Source organism: Vreelandella indica, from assembly GCF_037070225.1.
Taxonomy (GTDB): domain Bacteria; phylum Pseudomonadota; class Gammaproteobacteria; order Pseudomonadales; family Halomonadaceae; genus Vreelandella; species Vreelandella arctica.
Window position 1 is genome coordinate 83012 of the sequence record NZ_JBANSO010000015.1, and the last position, 16393, is coordinate 99404.

Here is a 16393-nt window from a genome sequence, read left to right on the forward strand (position 1 = left end):
TAGGCTGTGAAACAGCGCCTTAAACTGGCAGTAGTGGGTAAGGCCAGTAAAGGCAATGGCGGACAAGGAATTAGCGGATGTGTATCCTTAAGCGCCATTGCAAACCATCAATTGTTTCTATGCACAGGATTTTTTATGGATTGGCTTCAGGTAGTAGTGTTAGCGGTGGTTCAGGGGATTTCTGAATTTTTACCCGTTTCAAGCTCTGCTCACCTGATTTTGGTGCCTGTGCTGACAGATTGGCAAGATCAAGGGTTAGCCTTTGATGTGGCGCTGCATTTGGGCAGCCTTTCCGCGGTGATTATTTATTTCCGGCAGGAAATTTGGCAGATGGTGACCAGCAGCGTAGCGGCGGTCAGCGGTAAGGGGGTGAATGAAGATGCTCGACTCGCTTTTTGGGTGACGTTAGCGACCATCCCCGTGGGTATTATTGGCTTACTGTTACACGATGTTATTTCTCACTATATGCGCTCTACGCTGATTATCGGCTTCAGTTTAATTGGTTTCGGTCTATTGTTGGGGTATGCCGATTGGCGTAAGCAGGGAACGCGTAGCGAGTACCAACTGCGTTTAAAGGACGTACTCATTATTGGCGGTGCCCAGGCGCTGGCGCTAATTCCTGGTACGTCGCGCTCAGGTATCACTATTACGGCAGCGTTAATGGTGGGGATGAGCCGGGAAGGGGCTGCACGCTTCTCTTTCTTGCTGTCGATTCCGGTGATTGTGTTGGCCGGTGGTTTGGAAGCCATAGGCCTATTTAGCTCCCCGCAGTCGATCGATTGGGTAGCGATGTTAGTGGGGACGTTATTGTCAGGGGTCAGTGCTTATTTGTGCATTCACTACTTTTTGGTCGTCATTAACAAATTGGGAATGCAGCCTTTTGTTATTTATCGCGTGCTGTTTGGCGCTTGGCTGCTGTGGTTTTTTCATTTTTAAGCGCTTCATTTTAAGAGCTTCATTTCCAGGGCATGGCCGCTATGAAAAAGTCAGATAAGAAGGCGTTTGCAGTAAGTATCGGCAAGTGGGGACGTTTACTGGTAGTGCTAGGAGTGCTGGTCGCAGTGGCTGGATGCTCAGAGAGTGATCGCCCGCTGGAACCACCCGTACGCTTTGAGGGGAACATTTTCGGCACTTTCTATCAGGTAACCATTATGGATCCGCTCACTCAGGGCGAGTCCCTTGAATTGGAAGAGGGCTTCAAAGCAGAGCTGGAGAGCGTTGATCAGGCGATGTCCACCTATCGCGATGATTCTGAGCTGATCGCTTTTAACGAAGCGCCGTTGGAAGAGTGGCAGCCGCTTTCAAATGAATTGATTGAGGTGTTGGCGATCAGCCAGTCTGTGGCTGAAGCCAGCCATGGGGCCTTTGATATTACCGTGGGTGACCTGGTTAATTTGTGGAGCTTTGGGCCCGGGTCTCGGCCTGAAGAAGTACCGGCTGATGAGGAACTGGCCGAGCAGCTTTCCCAAGTGGGTTTTGATGCGGTAGACGTTGATACTCAGGCAATGCAGGCAAGGCGTACGCGAGACGTATTTGTCGACCTTTCCGGTGTCGCCAAAGGCCATGCCACTGACCGGGTGGCCGCTTACTTGGACCAGCAGGGGATCGAGCATTACCTGGTTAATTTAGGTGGTGACCTGATCGCCCGTGGCGTTCGCGATGAAGACGAACAGACCCCATGGCGAATTGGCATCGAAGTACCCGAAGATGGCCAGCAGCGTGCTCAGCATGTCATTCCGCTAGAGAGCATGTCCGTGGCGACCTCAGGGGATTACCGTAACTATTTTGAAGTCGATGGCCAACGCTTCTCGCACACCATTGATCCGCGAACGGGTCGACCAGTGACGCATCAGCTAGCGTCGGTGTCTGTCTTCCACCCCTCTAATGCTTGGGCGGATGCCTGGGCGACGGCACTGCTGGTGGTGGGCGAACAAGACGCTATGCAGATGGCCATCGAGAATAATCTGAAAGTACTTTTGCTCGTTCGTGATGGAGAGCAGTGGCGCAGCATCGCTACGCCTGAATTTGTAAATTATTTTGGTGAAACGCTGGTTAATGAGTTGGGGATTGAACAACTGCCAGCCCCGGCGTCTGTCGGCCAACCGGTAACAGGTGAATAACATGCAAGAACTGGATATCGTCATACTCGCCGCGGGTAAAGGCACGCGCATGCGTTCTCAAACCCCTAAAGTACTTCATACCCTGGCGGGTAAGCCCATGGTGCAGCATGTACTGGATACGGCCTCAGGGCTGCAGCCTGATCGCACCCATGTCGTTATCGGCCATGGGGCGGAACAGCTGCGCGAGGCGCTGGCCGACACTGCGGTGCAGTTTGCGGTGCAGGCCGAACAGAAAGGCACCGGTCACGCGGTGGCCCAAGCGCTTGAGCAGCTCGGTAGCGGCAAGGTGCTTATCCTCTATGGCGATGTCCCCCTGTTACAGCGTGATTCACTGAGAGAGCTGTTGGCCCAAGTGGATGAACAGCACATGGGGCTGTTGACGGTGACGCTGGATGACCCAACGGGCTATGGCCGGATTGTGCGCAACGACGCGGGCCATGCCGTGGCGATCGTTGAGCAAAAAGATGCCAACAGTGCCCAGCTTGAGATCACCGAATGTAATACCGGTATTATGGCCATGACCAGCGCTCAGCTAAAACGCTGGTTACCACAGCTTTCCGCCGAGAATGCCCAGGGTGAGTACTATCTGACCGATGTAATCGCCATGGCCGCCGATGAAGGCATCAAGGTCTGCACGGCCCAGCCAGCCACTGCGGTTGAAGTGGAAGGCGTTAATAATCGCGCGCAAATGGCCCGCCTGGAACGTGCTTATCAGCAGCAGCTTGCCTATAAGCTGATGGCAGAGGGCGTGGCGCTTGCCGACCCCGCACGCTTGGATGTGCGCGGGCGTTTAACCTGCGGCCATGATGTCTTTATTGATGTGGGCTGCGTTTTTGAAGGCGACGTTGAACTGGGTGAGGGTGTGCGTATTGGCCCTTACTGCGTGATTAAAAATAGCACCATTGGTGCCGAAAGCGTGGTAGACACCCATAGTGTGATAGAGGGCACCGTGGCAGCGGGCTTGAACCAGATCGGCCCCTTTGCGCGGCTACGCCCCGGGACACGGTTGGCGGTAAAAGCCAAGGTGGGCAATTTTGTTGAAACCAAAAATGCCGATGTCGGTGAGGGTAGTAAGATTAATCACCTAAGCTATGTAGGTGACGCACGCTTAGGCCGGGATGTGAACGTTGGTGCGGGCACGATTACCTGCAACTACGACGGTGCCAACAAACACCATACAGAGATTGGTGATAATGCCTTTATTGGCTCGAACACAGCCTTGGTCGCGCCTGTTTCGGTAGGCAAAGGCGCTACCGTAGGGGCAGGGTCGACAATTGCTAAAGACGTTACCGATTACGCCTTAGCCGTCACGCGTGGTCGCCAGCTAGAAAAAATCGACTGGCTGCGCCCCAGCAAGCGCACAGAGCCATAGTTCTTAAAGCCGTAGTTTTTAAAACCATAGTTCTTAAAATGGTGCTAAGAATCATTAAAAAGCCGTATTCATAATCAGTGGCCGTCGTTTTACCGTTCTGCGGATTGGTTGAGTAGTATTTGTAAAGTGCTCTGGTTAATGACCTAGGAGAGTGATTATGTGTGGCATTGTTGCCGCCGTTGCCCAGCGCAACGTCCAAGAAATTCTATTAGAAGGTCTAAAACGCCTGGAGTATCGCGGCTATGATTCGGCCGGTATGACGGTGTTTAGCGATGGCGTGCTGACCCGCCGCCGGGCGCTCGGAAAAGTGGCGGCGCTCGCTGCGCAATTGGAAGCTTCCGCGCTACCGGGTTTTTCGGGCATTGCACACACCCGCTGGGCAACCCACGGCAAACCCTCTGAAGCTAATGCCCATCCGCATCATAGCGGCTCCCACATTGATGAAAACCAAGTGGCGGTGGTGCATAACGGGATTATTGAAAACTACGAGAATATAAAAGATAACTTGCAGCGCAGCGGCTACACGTTTGACTCCGAAACCGATACCGAAGTGATTGCCCACTTACTTTCCGAAAAGCTGAACGATGGCCTCTCCATTTTTGACGCGACGCAACAGATCGTTAACGGCTTAGGTGGCGCTTATGCCTTGGGCGTGATGAGCGCTAAAGAACCAGGTGTGGTGGTCGGTGCCCGCCAGGGCAGCCCTCTGGTGGTTGGTGTGGGCATTAATGAAGCCTTTTTAGCCTCTGACCCGCTGGCACTACTGCCAGTGACGGATCGCTTTATTTATCTTGAAGAAGGCGACCTGGTTGAGCTACGCGAGCAGGGCGTTATTCACATTGTGGATCGTCATGGTAACCGCGTTGAGCGTCCTATACAGACTTTTGAGCACGGTGACGGTGCTGCCAGCAAAGGCGAATACCGCCATTACATGCTCAAGGAAATTTTTGAACAGCCGAAGGTGATCGAGGCAGCATTAGAAGGGCGGCTGAGTGCTCAAAGCGTGTTAGTGGAGAGCTTTGGCCCCGATGCACAGGCGCTTTTCCAGCGTACCCGCCAAGTGCATATCATCGCCTGCGGCACCAGCTACCACGCCGGGCTGGTGGCGCGTTACTGGCTAGAGCGTTACGCCGGTGTGCCGGTTCAGGTTGAAGTGGCCTCTGAGTACCGTTACCGCCACCCGGTCGTGCCCGAAGGTACATTGTTCGTCAGCCTCTCCCAATCGGGTGAAACCGCGGATACGCTGGCGGCGCTGCGTTTTGCGAAAACGCTGAACTATGTCGGGTCGTTGGCGATTTGCAACGTACCTGGCAGTTCATTGGTGCGTGAGTCGGACATTACACTGATGACTCGTGCAGGCCCTGAAATTGGTGTGGCCTCCACCAAAGCCTTTACGACTCAGCTTGTGGCGTTAATGCTACTCACGCTTTCCGTGAGCAAAGCAAAAGGGCAAGCCGAACACCCAGATATCATCGCCGCACTGCGCACGCTGCCCGAGGTGTGCCAACGGGTGCTGGCGCTAGACAGCCAGATCGAAGCGCTTTCCCAAGCATTTGCGGAAAAAAATCATGCACTCTTCTTGGGACGCGGCGCCCACTATCCGATTGCGCTGGAAGGGGCACTTAAGCTCAAAGAGATCTCCTATATTCATGCCGAAGCGTACCCCGCCGGGGAGTTAAAGCACGGCCCGCTGGCACTGGTGGACAGCGAAATGCCGGTGATTTCGGTCGCCCCCAATGACGACCTGCTGGAAAAGCTGAAATCCAACCTTCAGGAAGTCCGCGCCCGCGGCGGCCAGCTGTTCGTGTTTGCCGACGAAAGTGTGGGTATGGATGCCCAGGAAGATATTCGCGTTCTGACGCTTCCCCACGTGCATGAAGCGCTGGCGCCGCTACTCTATACCCTGCCGTTACAACTGCTGAGTTACCACGTAGCCGTGCTTAAAGGCACCGATGTTGACCAGCCGCGTAACCTAGCTAAAAGCGTGACAGTAGAGTAATTAATACGCTAAATAATATTTAGCATTAAGCTAACAAAAACGCTTTACAAGATGCGGCAATACGCCGCATCTTATGCGCAACCGTTGCGTTGCAGCATGTCGTTAGGGTGCTTATGATCGTGGCGGTCTTTCTCCCTCCTGATTGGATAATATTGCCATGAAACCACCAAACGTCCTCGCAACTCGGCATTACGCTAGCCGAGTCGCTTGGCTGTTGCTCGCCTGCACTCTTTTTATCTTTCCTTCGATCTCTTATGCCGCCGCCGGGCCACTTGACCTTACCCTCACGCTAACCGGTATCTCTTCTGTCGTGATCTTCGTGCTCGCCTATGCGTTGGTGATGACTGAAGAGTTACTGCATATGCGTAAGTCTAAGCCTGTATTGGTTGCTGCAGGCCTTATTTGGGCGCTCGTCGCCTGGGTTTATGTGCAAGCAGGCATGCCGGAAGAGGCGGAAACCGCCTTCCGTGAAACGCTGCTTGAATACGCCGAGTTGCTGCTGTTTTTGCTGGTCGCGATGACCTATATCAACGCCATGGAAGAGCGCCGAGTATTTGACGCACTGCGCTCTTGGTTAGTCCGCAAAGGCTTCAGTTATCGTAGCCTGTTCTGGATTACCGGCGTCATGGCGTTTGGTATTTCATCGATCGCGAACAATATGACCACCGCCATGTTGATGTGTGCCGTGGTACTTAAAGTGGCCGAAGGTGATGATAAATTTATCGGCCTTTGCTGCGTTAACGTGGTGGTAGCGTCTAACGCAGGCGGTGCCTTTAGCCCGTTTGGCGATATCACTACCCTAATGGTGTGGCAGGCGGGTCAAGTGCCGTTCGAAGGCTTCTTCGCGCTGCTAGTGCCTGCGATAGTCAATTTCATGGTGCCTGCGGTGATCATGAATTTCTTTATCGCGAATCGTCAGCCGGCCGCATTACAAGAGAATGTCTGGCTCAAGCGCGGCGCGCGGCGGATTATCGTGCTGTTTTTGATAACGGTGGCTATTTCCGTACTGTGCCACTCGATCCTTTATCTACCGCCGGCCATGGGCATGATGTTTGGCCTAGGCTTGCTGCAGTTCTTTGGTTACTACCTGCGCCGCAGCCTACCGCGTTCGCTGGAACGCAAACGTGAACGCTATTCGCGCCGAGGCGATTGGAAAAAGCTCGAACAGCTGGGTAGCGTGGTGCCATTTGATATTTTCAGCCGTATTGCGCGCTCAGAATGGGATACGCTGCTGTTCTTCTACGGGGTAGTGATGTGTGTCGGCGGGCTTGGCTTTATGGGCTATCTCAGCCTGCTTTCCGAAACACTTTACGGCAACTGGAACCCGGTGTGGGCTAACGTGGTGTTGGGCCTGATCTCGGCTGTTGTAGATAACATCCCGGTCATGTTTGCGGTACTTTCCATGGCCCCGGACATGACCGAGGGTAACTGGCTGTTGATTACTCTGACCGCAGGCGTAGGCGGCAGCTTGCTTTCGATGGGTTCCGCTGCGGGCGTCGCCCTGATGGGTCAGGCGCGCGGGATCTATACCTTTGCCGTGCACCTGCGCTGGGTACCGGCTATCTTATTGGGCTATATCGGCAGCATCTTTACACACCTGTGGATTAACGCTTCCATGTTCTAGATTGGAGTGTTCTAGACTGGGGCCTCGGCCCAAATGCGAACGCCCTTCACCGAGGAATCGGTGAAGGGCGTTTTGTTAAAGGCTAACTACTTTAAAACGTTACAGGTCGTGTCCGGTCACTACTTGGCAGATATCGGCAAAGCTTTTCGCCATCGGCACCGGATTAATCTCTTTGCCGACCGCACTGTGTATATCGCTTGCCGAGATAATGCCGCGAATTCTTAGTTCGTGATTATCATTTTGCTCGGTGATCAACAGATGCTGGTCGGTAACGGCTTCCATCGACAGCACCAGGTCTTCAATGGTCAGCGATGCCAGCTGCGCGACAGGCATAGCACTCAGCTTGTGCCATGGTGTCATGATCATTTCAGCGGTGACTTCTGCACGGGTCAGGTTACGGTGCTGCATGGCCAGATTGATGCGCCGGGTACCGATCACTTCTTTCGATGTAATAACGCCGATACAGTGCGCCTGTTTATCCATGACAAACAACAGCCGTACACCGCCATGCCGCATCTTAAGGTGTGCCTCGTCGATAGGCGTGTCGGCTTCAACCGACTGTGGCACTACCTGGGAAAAGTCGGTAAGCACCGTCATGGCAGGACTGGTGGGCAACAGCCGCCGTGGGGCAGGCATCGCCAAAAGAGGGGGTGAGCCTAGTTGAACTAATGGCTTAGGTGAAAAGGTTACTTGGTTCATCGGGGGACCTCCATGTGGAGCAAAGAGCGAGCCGTGGATATCTGGCTCGCAGTGTGCCTCCACAGTTGCATGCAATTCTTATCAGAACCTTAAGAGATCCATAAAACTCAGCTTAGGAAGAAAAGAAAAATTTATTGCTTTTCTGGACGTTGCAGAACAATACGTACGCGTAGCCCCCCGCTGGGCGCATCATCAAGTTGAAGAGTGCCGCCATGGCGAGTGACCAACCGCTCAACGATGGAAAGCCCTAACCCCGAACCCGCGCTGGGGCCTGCGCGCTGAAAGCGCTCGACTACTTTTTTGCGTTCATTGACCGGGATGCCGGGTCCCTGATCATCCACCATGAGCTGAAAGCCGTGTGGCGTCGTCGCCAGCGTGATGCTGATGGTGCTCTGGTTAGGCGAGTGCTGGATGGCATTACCGACCAGATTTTGTACCAAGGTTTCAATCGCGCCGGGCTCTTCTGTGATGGACCACTCCCCTTGCTCATCGGCGTTTAGCAGCAGTTGCTGTTGGCGTTCAGCGGCTAGTGGCGAAAGCTTGGCCAGGGTTTCCCGCACTTCACTTAGTAGGTTAGTGGTGCGGTACTCAGGTTGTGACTCGTCTTCAGGGTCCAGACGCGCCAGTGTTAACAACTGGGTAACCAAGCGCGTGGCCCGGGCAACACCGCCGCGCAGGTGGCTGAGCGCCTCCTGGCGATCTTCAAGATTATCAGCAGTTAGCGCGTTCTGGGCGTGTAGGTCAAGCACTGCTAAGGGGGTGCGTAACTCATGGGCAGCATCGGCAATAAAGCGTTTTTCGCGTACGCGCATGAGGCGGATGCGCTCTAACAGCCGGTTAAGCGCGCCGGCGATAGTGTCCAACTCGTGGGGCAATGGGCTAAGCGTCAAGGGCTGCAAATTGTGCGGATCACGACTGCGAATCTGCTCGGCCATGCGGGATAACGGTGCCAGCCCCCAGCCAATCGTCCACCATAGCAGCGCGGAGAGGAGCGGCAGGCCGATCAGGTCGGGCAGAAGCGTGCGAAGCGCGACTGCCCGGATCAGCTCGCCACGCACGTCTTCGCGCTCACTGACAACTACCCGGTTTGAGGAGTCCGGCACATCTAGTACATACACACGCCAATCGTGTTCACCCACGGTCAGCGTCGAATAGCCGACGGGCTGTTGGGCAAGGGGTGTTTCGGGGGCACTGGCGGAGCGCAGCAATAGCTGGTCGTCTTCCCATAGCTGAAACGCTAATTTGCTCTCGTAACGGTGTCCCGCAAAGCGTTTGTCTGACTCACGGGCGCGCTGCAAGGCGATTTCCAGACTGGTTAGCAGAACATTGCGGTCGGTGTCGGGCAGCGGTGCTTGCAGTAACCCTTCAAGTAAACGCGCATTCTGCGCCAGGCTGGCATCGTAAAGCTCTTCTATTTCATGAGCAGCATAGCGGTAACTAATAAAGCCAATCACGAGCATGCTAAGGCCAAAGACCAGCAGCGAAAGCCCCAGGGTCCGCTGACGAATAGACGTCATGCGTCATCCTTTGACTTATCCATCACATAGCCAATGCCGCGCACCGTGCGGATGACGTCGGTGAATAGCTTGCGGCGTAAATGGTGGATATGGACCTCAATGGCATTGCTCTCGACATCCTCGTCCCAGCCGTAGACCAAGCGGGTCAAGGTATCACGGGTAAACACCCGGCCCGGGTGGCTCATAAACTCTTGCAGCAGCGTCAACTCGCGCCGCGACAAGCTCACATCTTGGCCCTGATAGCTGACGTTAAAGGTGTGCGGGTCCAGGCGGATGCCACGACAGCTCAATATGCTGCTGATCTGGCCCTGGCTGCGGCGCAGCAAGGCGCGTAGTCGGGCTTTCAGTTCCGCCACTTCAAAGGGTTTGGTTAAATAATCATCGGCGCCAGCATCCAGCCCCGCGATGCGGTCATCCACCGCATCGCGGGCCGTCAGGACCAAAATAGGGACTTGGCTACCGTGGCGCCTGACAGCGTTCAATACCGCCATGCCATCCATGCGCGGCAGCCCCAGGTCAAGAATTACCGCATCAAAGGGTTCCCCCTCTGTTAGCGCATTTAGCGCGGTAGTGCCGTCACTCAGATGATCCACAGTGTAGTGCTCTGGCTTTAAAGCCAAGCGGATGCCTGAGGCTAGGCTTGGGTCATCCTCTACCAGCAAAATGCGCATAGGGCTCCTTCCTATTGAAGTTCTGACATCAATTGACGGATGTCGTCACGGCGGCCACTGTCCGCCAGTTCGCGACCAGGCCGGGGCGCTGCCATCAAGGCGCGTTCTAGCGCTTGGCGTGCTTCTGCATCGCGACCCTGCTCATGTAAATAGTCGCCCCAGAAATAGAGACTGTCGATCCCTTCGGGGTTAATCGCAAGGGCTCTTTGCAAATGCCACTCAGCTTTTTGTTCATCGCCAAAGCCGAGTGGCCAGCCGGGAACCTGATAATAGAGCGCGCCCAGGCTGGTATAGGCCGAACCATCCAGCGCCAGCGGGTTCAGTTCCAGCGCGGTTTCAAGCTCCTTTTTAGCTTGTTTTACCAGCCCCAGCGCGCCCAGCCCACCGCTGGCACCTGCTTCTGTCGAGCGGATAATGCCAGCCCAGATATGCAGTTCGGCGGCGTCCGGGTAGCGCTTGACGAGCTGTTCAGCTTGGTTGCCCAAGCGGCTGAAGGCTGCCGCCTGTTCATCTGGCGGCAGCGTATAGTTAATTTCCGCCCAACGCTGCTGTAGTTCGGCAAGCGATGCGGCGACAGCCGCGCTATCCCCCTCACTGGCGATCCCCTGAAGGCTTATCAAGCCAATGGCGCTAGCCAGTAGCGTGGTACGCAGCGTTTTGAAAGATAGCATGATCATGAGGAAGACTCCTTGGTGGCAACGAACCGGCGAATGACGGGCAGTTGACGTAACAGGGCCCGGTCAACAGCGCCTGGCCATAGCGTATTGAGGCGGGTAAAAAAACGTTCTGGCAGGCCAATTTGTAGTTCCTCACCCTGCTGTTCCACGGCATTGATAATGGCCAGGGCAACGGCGTCAGGAGAGTCGACGGTATTGCCCAGCGCCGCATTGAGTGCCTCGGTTTGTGGCGAGTTCATCGCGGTGCGAGTGGCCCGTGGGGCGATATACATCACCCGCACACGGGTATCGGCCAGCTCCCGGCGCAGCGCTTGGCTAAAACCGCGCAGGGCGAATTTGGTGGCGCAGTAAGTGACTTGGCCTGGGTAGCCCAGCCGCCCGAGCGTCGAACCAATGGTGATAATCGTCGCTTGGGGGCCAGCCATTAGCTGCGGAAGCAGCGCGCGGGTCAGTTGCAGGGGGGCGGTCAGATTAATCGCTACCAGCTGTTCGATATCGCTGTCGCTGGCAGTATCAAAAAAAACCTGCTGATTACTGCCAGCGGCATTAATCAACATATTGCAGTCTGCCTCTTGGGCAGCGCTGACTAAGCGGCTGCGATCACTGGCGTTGGTTAAATCAGCGCTAACGGCGGTGATGTGATTGGGAAAACGGTCGACTAACGAAGCCAGCGCGTCTTGTTGGCGACCACTTACCAGTAGGTGCGCGCCCCGCTGCGCCAGCGCTTCGGCCAGGGCCATACCAATACCGCCGCTGGCGCCGGTGATTAAAATCCGCTGGGCCGGCCATCCGCCGGCCAGCCTGTTTGTTCTAGGCCAAAGCAGTCTAGGCAAGCGCATGACTTAGTTCCTCCACCGCGCTACCACCCTGACAACGGGCTTCTATACCTCTAAACATCGCCCCATACAGGCGGTAGAACATATTGGCGCTATCAATCACTACGGCCAGATCGTCGGCACCTAGCTGATTGATCTGCTCTTCAAAAAAGGCCAAATGACCAATATCCAGACTGCCGTGGGAAGTCAGGTAACGCACGGCATTGTTGGGAAGCGAAAGACTCGCCTGTAAGCGTTCGGCGGCCTGGGTGGCAAGCGCTGTACTGGTGCCTTCCAGCACCTGCACCATGCCGAAAAACGCCACCGGGTTGCCGTGCTCTACGGCATCACGAATCCAGGCCACCATTAACCGAGTGGCGGGGTCTGGAAGGGCGGCAGCGGCGGCTTCTGCATCCCCGCCTGCGGCGCGGATATCATCCAGAATCCATTTTTCATGGCCGTGCTCTTCTTCGATGTACTCCACCAGCGCCGTGCGCAGCCAGTCGAGCCGGTCGGGCAGCCGTGCGCCGCAGGCCATCATTAGCGGCACGGTGAAACGAACGTGATGATACGCCTGACCTAAAAAGGCGAGATACTCCTCTAGGGAGACATTGCCCGCCAGAGCGCGGGTCACGATGGGGGTGGTCAGCAACCAGTGACGAGCGTCCTGGGTAGCGTCTTGCAGCTGTTGGTAAGCGGTCATGGTGTTACTCCTTTGGGTGTGTCGTTTACGACGGCCCTTAGCCAGTGGCCATAGGCGGCTAGCAGGGTGTCGCGGCGTAGGCGGCCGTTGGCCGTGAGTTGTTGGTTGTGGGGTGTAAAGGGGGCGGCGCGCTGCCACTCATGCACTTGGGCGTAATCGGGTAGCGTGCGATTCACTGCATTGAGGGCAGCGTCTATTTGGGCATTGGTAATATGGGGCGTCGCGGGCACGATCAGCGCGCGATTAGCGGGTAGGGCCTCGCCATACACCATGGCTTGGGCAATGGCAGGCTGTGTGCAGAGCTCGCCCTCTACCCATTGCGGGTTGACGTTACGGCCATAGGCGGTAATAAAGACTTCCCGCTGGCGGCCATTGAGCGCGATGGTGCCGTCTTGCCACTGGCCGGTGTCCCCTGTGGCGTACCAATCGCCGCAAGGTGCTTCGCCGATATAACCAAGCATCAAGGCACCACGAATATGCAGCTGGCCTTCGCGATCAATGCGGATCTGGGCATGGCGCAGTGGGCGTCCAACGCCGCAGCTTGGCTCTCCTGGGCGATTCAGACAGACCACCGAGGTGCCTTCGGATAAACCATAGCCTTCATAGACCGGCCATCCGCCACGCCGGGCGTGAGTAAGTAGTGTGTTGGCTACCTGCGCGCCGCCCACCGCCACAAAGCGCAGGCTATCAGGTGCCTTTGTGGACTCGCCGACCAGCGCTTGAAGCAGTTGAGGCACCAAAATCATGCTGTGGGTTTGGTAGCGCTCAATGGCGTCAAGGGCGAGCCGAGCGTTAAAACCGCTAGCTCCCTGCCAGCCTAACGTGGCCATACCCGGTAAAATGCTGCAGGCACCCAACCATAGCGGTAGATAAAGCCCGCCGATATTTTCGAGCAGCGTTGAGAGGGGCAACATGGCTAAGTGGCGGCGTATATCAAGCGGTGCCACTATCTCCGCCAGGCTTTCAGTCACGGTCAGCAGCGCCGCGTTATCCAAGCACACGCCCTTGGGGGTGCCGCTGGTGCCCGAGGTAAAGGTAATGCGCGTGGTGCCTTCGTGTAACGCGGGGGGATGGTCAACCCGACGCTGAGCGATGGCTGGGTCGGGGGTAGCTTGAAAACCGTAGGGCTCCCCGCCATGCCCAACCCAACTATCCAGGCCCGCCTGCTGAACCAGGTGGCGGCGCTGCTGTTCACTGAAAAAGTCGGGAATAGGCACTGCCACACACGCTTCGGCCATCAAGGCTAAATCCCATAGTGCCCACTCCAGACCGTTATCCAGCGCTAGCGCAACACGTCGGGCATTAACATCGCGTAAGCGCTGGCGTCGTTGGGCGACGTGGTGAATGACATCTGCATACGACAAAGTCTGTTCACCATCGCTAAGTGCGGTACGCTGTGGGGTTTGCTGGGCATGGTGGGCAAGCCGCGCCATTAGCGCATTAGGCAAGGCGTGCATGCAGTACCTCTTCACTATCTGTTTCTGTGAAGGCTGACTGAGCCTGGAGCGTGTGCATGGCGCTGCGAAGATCACCGGCCATCACCCAGGGGCGATGCTGGTAATAGCGCCCCCAGAGATGCGACTCTTCGCCTAGTCGATTAGGGTCGGCAGGGGTAATCGGTTGTGGTTCAAGCCCTAGGCGGCGCAGGCCGTTGGCGACTTCAGGCGTGGCCGTAAATAGCAGCCAAGCGATGCCTTCCGCCGCCAGTTGATGAGCGAGGTAGATAAACAGCTGCCGCTGTAAGCCAGGGCGCAGGCTGGCCAGATTGCCAATTTCGGCAATATCTCGACGGGCAAGTGACTGCTGAAACCCATGGTTAATAACCTGTTCGGCCTTGCCATCCAGGTAGCGCTCCAGAAAGAGTGGCCCGCTGCTGGCAAGGCGCAGCCCTACCGCCGCTTGCGGTTGCCCCGCCTGCCACAGCCCAAACAGGCGGGGCAGAAAATGCTGGATATAAGCACTGTGTTGCTGGGCGAAGCGTTGCTGAATCAGTTGCTGAAGCATCGCTTTTTCCTGCCAATTGAGGGCTTCGTGCCAATCCAGTGTTGCCAGCGCAGTGGGGAGTGAACGTAGGCGAGCCATCGGGTGATCTCCATCGTGTTTTCCGACACTCTGGGCGGGTTTACTTAACGAAAACTTAAGCAGGGATAAATATTTATCTCTGTGTTGACCGAGCAATGGAGAGGTAACGCATTGATGACCTCCGCGCAGGTAACGCCCCTTGAGACCGTGCAGTGTCCTCCCTCGCTACGTCGCGAGGCGCTGCTGCAGTTGGCGGCCGCTCATGCTCCTGAGCAGCAAACCGCCCTGAGCGAGGCGGTAAAGGCAATGTACGATCTGCCAGACGAACAGTGGGGCGGGTTATGGATAAGCCTTGACGCGGGACGGTTAACGGGCGCTATCTGGGTACAGCCCTTGCCAATGAACATGGCCCAGCTGTGGTTACCCAAGGCCGAAGGCGCACATGCCTACGCGCTGTTACATGCCGCCTATAGGTGGGTAAATAATCAGCCTATTCGCCTCTGCCACCTGACGCTTTCACCCCAGGCCGCTGAAACAGAAGCGCTGTTGCTAGAGCATGGCATGCAGCGCTTGGCCAACCTGGCGCATTTAACCGGTAGCAGTCACCGCCGTTTAGTAATGAAGGAAGCAAGGCCATTGTCACTGCAGCCATTTGACGAGTTTTCGCAAACGCAACAGCTGGCCCTGTTGGCCGCCGTGGGGCACGATTCGCTGGATAGTCGCCCCTTACGCGACGTACTCTCGGTGCAAGAGTTGTTGACCGGGTTCCATCAACAGGACCCCCAGGCGCCACAGCACTGGTACACCGTCAATTATCAAGATGCCGTGGCTGGTGTTTTGCTGCTGGCGCCACGCCCGTCGTTAGGCCGTTGGGAGCTTATGTTGATGGGGCTAGCGCCTGAATGGCGTGGGATTGGCTTGGGCCGCGCGCTATTGAATAGCGCCCTTGAGCTTGCCCAGCAGGCGGGTGTGCAAGAGGTGATGCTGGCGGTGGATGGCGTCAACCTACCGGCCAAACGGCTCTATCAAGAGGCTGGTTTTGTGCATTATGCACAGCAGCGTTTATTAGCGTGGAAAGGGGGTGGCGGAAGGAGTGAAGCACCTCAATAAGGCCTAAATAGCAGTCGTTGGTGGCATAGGCGCGCTTAGTAGCATTTTCTTGCGCTTTGCGTTGCCGTTATACTAGCCCCATACGCACGTCTTGGCGTCTCGTCGGTGCATCGTCGATTGTGGCGCTGCCGCGCACAGGGGTTAAGAACAAACGTTTGATGACAATACTCAAGAGGTGGTGAGAGTGAAAGCTAAGCTGATCATGAGCGGGCTGGTGGCCCTCGGCTTCATGGCGGGCACATCCAGTGTTTATGCCCAAGATGATGCCGCACGTGATGCGATTGCCGAGCGTTTAGCGCCGGTGGGTCAACTCTGTTTGCAAGGCCAAGACTGTGGAACGGCAGCCGCACCTGCAGGCGATAGCGCCAGCAGTGGCGGTGATATCGACGGTGAAGGTATTTACGGCAACGTGTGTAGCGCCTGCCACGAATCCGGCGCTGCGGGTGCACCTATCCGCGGTGATGAAGAGGCCTGGGCTGAACGTACCGAACAAGGTTTCGCCACGCTGTTAGATCACGCGATTAACGGTATTGGTGCCATGCCAGCGAAAGGCGGCAACGCTAGCCTCTCCGACGAAGAAGTCGAAGCAGCGGTTGCCTATATGGTTGAACCGGTAATGGAAGTACCAGAATTAGGCGGTGGTGATGACGCTGCTTCTGAAGAGGCGGCAACAGACGAGGGAGCGGCTGAAGAGACTGCCGCTGCTGAAGGCGAGGGTGCTGCCGCTGAAGAAGAAATGGCTGCTAACGACGACGCAGCGAGTGAAGAAGACGCGGCAGCCTCTGAAGAAGCCAGTGGCGGTAGCGACTTAGACGGTGAAGCCCTCTACGCAAGCTCTGGCTGTGTGGCATGCCACGATAATGGCGTTGCGGGTGCTCCCACCAAAGGCGACTCCGAAGCTTGGGCGGCGCGTTTAGAGAAAGGGGCTGATGAGCTTTACGCCAGCGCCATTAACGGCATTGGCGCTATGCCAGCCAAGGGCGGCAACCCTAACCTATCTGATGAAGAAGTGATGGCCGTTGTCGATTACTTAATGGCGGAAGCCCAGTAACGTTAAGCAGTAA

The 16393-nt window shown here is 56.2% G+C and carries 15 protein-coding genes; 7 read left to right on the top strand and 8 right to left on the bottom strand.

The genetic code is table 11. The features are described 5' to 3' along the window. Nucleotides 1-135 precede the first annotated feature (135 nt). From V8L71_RS12075 to nhaD, 5 genes are all read left to right on the top strand, one after another. Nucleotides 136-936: an undecaprenyl-diphosphate phosphatase gene (locus tag V8L71_RS12075; protein WP_176302939.1), complete on the top strand. Its 801-nt coding sequence runs from the start codon at nucleotides 136-138 to the stop codon at nucleotides 934-936. Between the two features lie 41 nt (nucleotides 937-977). Then, nucleotides 978-2120 carry an FAD:protein FMN transferase gene (locus V8L71_RS12080; RefSeq protein WP_336274253.1) on the top strand — a complete coding sequence of 381 codons (1143 nt, stop codon included), beginning with the start codon at nucleotides 978-980 and terminating at the stop codon, nucleotides 2118-2120. A gap of 1 nt (nucleotide 2121) precedes the next feature. Next, nucleotides 2122-3492, top strand: coding sequence for a bifunctional UDP-N-acetylglucosamine diphosphorylase/glucosamine-1-phosphate N-acetyltransferase GlmU (gene glmU, locus V8L71_RS12085; protein ID WP_336274254.1), 1371 nt, complete (start codon nucleotides 2122-2124; stop codon nucleotides 3490-3492). A gap of 157 nt (nucleotides 3493-3649) precedes the next feature. Next, nucleotides 3650-5491, top strand: a complete 1842-nt coding sequence (glmS, locus tag V8L71_RS12090) for a glutamine--fructose-6-phosphate transaminase (isomerizing) (protein WP_336274255.1) — start codon at nucleotides 3650-3652, stop codon at nucleotides 5489-5491. A 157-nt stretch (nucleotides 5492-5648) separates the two neighbouring features. After that, a complete protein-coding gene (gene nhaD / locus V8L71_RS12095; RefSeq protein WP_336274256.1) occupies nucleotides 5649-7115 on the top strand; it encodes a sodium:proton antiporter NhaD in 1467 nt (488 codons plus the stop codon). A gap of 99 nt (nucleotides 7116-7214) precedes the next feature. Here the strand turns inward: nhaD and V8L71_RS12100 are convergent, their stop codons facing one another. From V8L71_RS12100 to V8L71_RS12135, 8 genes are all read right to left on the bottom strand, one after another. Then, entirely contained in the window at nucleotides 7215-7814 is a 600-nt protein-coding gene (locus V8L71_RS12100; protein ID WP_336274257.1) for a CBS domain-containing protein, read from the bottom strand. A 131-nt stretch (nucleotides 7815-7945) separates the two neighbouring features. After that, the gene (locus V8L71_RS12105) at nucleotides 7946-9331 is read right to left on the bottom strand and encodes an ATP-binding protein (RefSeq protein WP_336274258.1); all 1386 of its coding nucleotides are present in this window, start codon (nucleotides 9329-9331) and stop codon (nucleotides 7946-7948) included. Beyond that, nucleotides 9328-10002: a response regulator transcription factor gene (locus tag V8L71_RS12110; protein WP_176302946.1), complete on the bottom strand. Its 675-nt coding sequence runs from the start codon at nucleotides 10000-10002 to the stop codon at nucleotides 9328-9330. Before V8L71_RS12110 ends, V8L71_RS12105 begins: the two co-directional genes overlap by 4 nt. Nucleotides 10003-10013: 11 nt before the next feature. Beyond that, on the bottom strand, nucleotides 10014-10679 hold the full coding sequence (locus tag V8L71_RS12115) for a tetratricopeptide repeat protein (RefSeq protein ID WP_336274259.1): 666 nt from the start codon (nucleotides 10677-10679) through the stop codon (nucleotides 10014-10016). Further along, entirely contained in the window at nucleotides 10676-11518 is an 843-nt protein-coding gene (locus tag V8L71_RS12120) for an SDR family oxidoreductase (protein WP_336274260.1), read from the bottom strand. The genes V8L71_RS12115 and V8L71_RS12120 overlap by 4 nt, the downstream gene beginning before the upstream one ends. Then, a complete protein-coding gene (locus V8L71_RS12125) occupies nucleotides 11505-12197 on the bottom strand; it encodes an iron-containing redox enzyme family protein (protein ID WP_336274261.1) in 693 nt (230 codons plus the stop codon). The genes V8L71_RS12120 and V8L71_RS12125 overlap by 14 nt, the downstream gene beginning before the upstream one ends. Beyond that, nucleotides 12194-13654, bottom strand: coding sequence for an AMP-binding protein (locus V8L71_RS12130; protein WP_336274262.1), 1461 nt, complete (start codon nucleotides 13652-13654; stop codon nucleotides 12194-12196). The genes V8L71_RS12125 and V8L71_RS12130 overlap by 4 nt, the downstream gene beginning before the upstream one ends. Continuing rightward, the gene (locus tag V8L71_RS12135) at nucleotides 13638-14279 is read right to left on the bottom strand and encodes a thermostable hemolysin (RefSeq protein ID WP_176302951.1); all 642 of its coding nucleotides are present in this window, start codon (nucleotides 14277-14279) and stop codon (nucleotides 13638-13640) included. Before V8L71_RS12135 ends, V8L71_RS12130 begins: the two co-directional genes overlap by 17 nt. A 114-nt stretch (nucleotides 14280-14393) precedes the next feature. Between V8L71_RS12135 and V8L71_RS12140 the strand changes: the two genes are divergently transcribed. Both V8L71_RS12140 and V8L71_RS12145 read left to right on the top strand, forming a co-directional pair. Further along, nucleotides 14394-15329 carry a GNAT family N-acetyltransferase gene (locus V8L71_RS12140; protein WP_336274263.1) on the top strand — a complete coding sequence of 312 codons (936 nt, stop codon included), beginning with the start codon at nucleotides 14394-14396 and terminating at the stop codon, nucleotides 15327-15329. 184 nt (nucleotides 15330-15513) lie between these two features. Further along, entirely contained in the window at nucleotides 15514-16380 is an 867-nt protein-coding gene (locus V8L71_RS12145; RefSeq protein WP_008959053.1) for a c-type cytochrome, read from the top strand. Nucleotides 16381-16393: the final 13 nt, after the last annotated feature.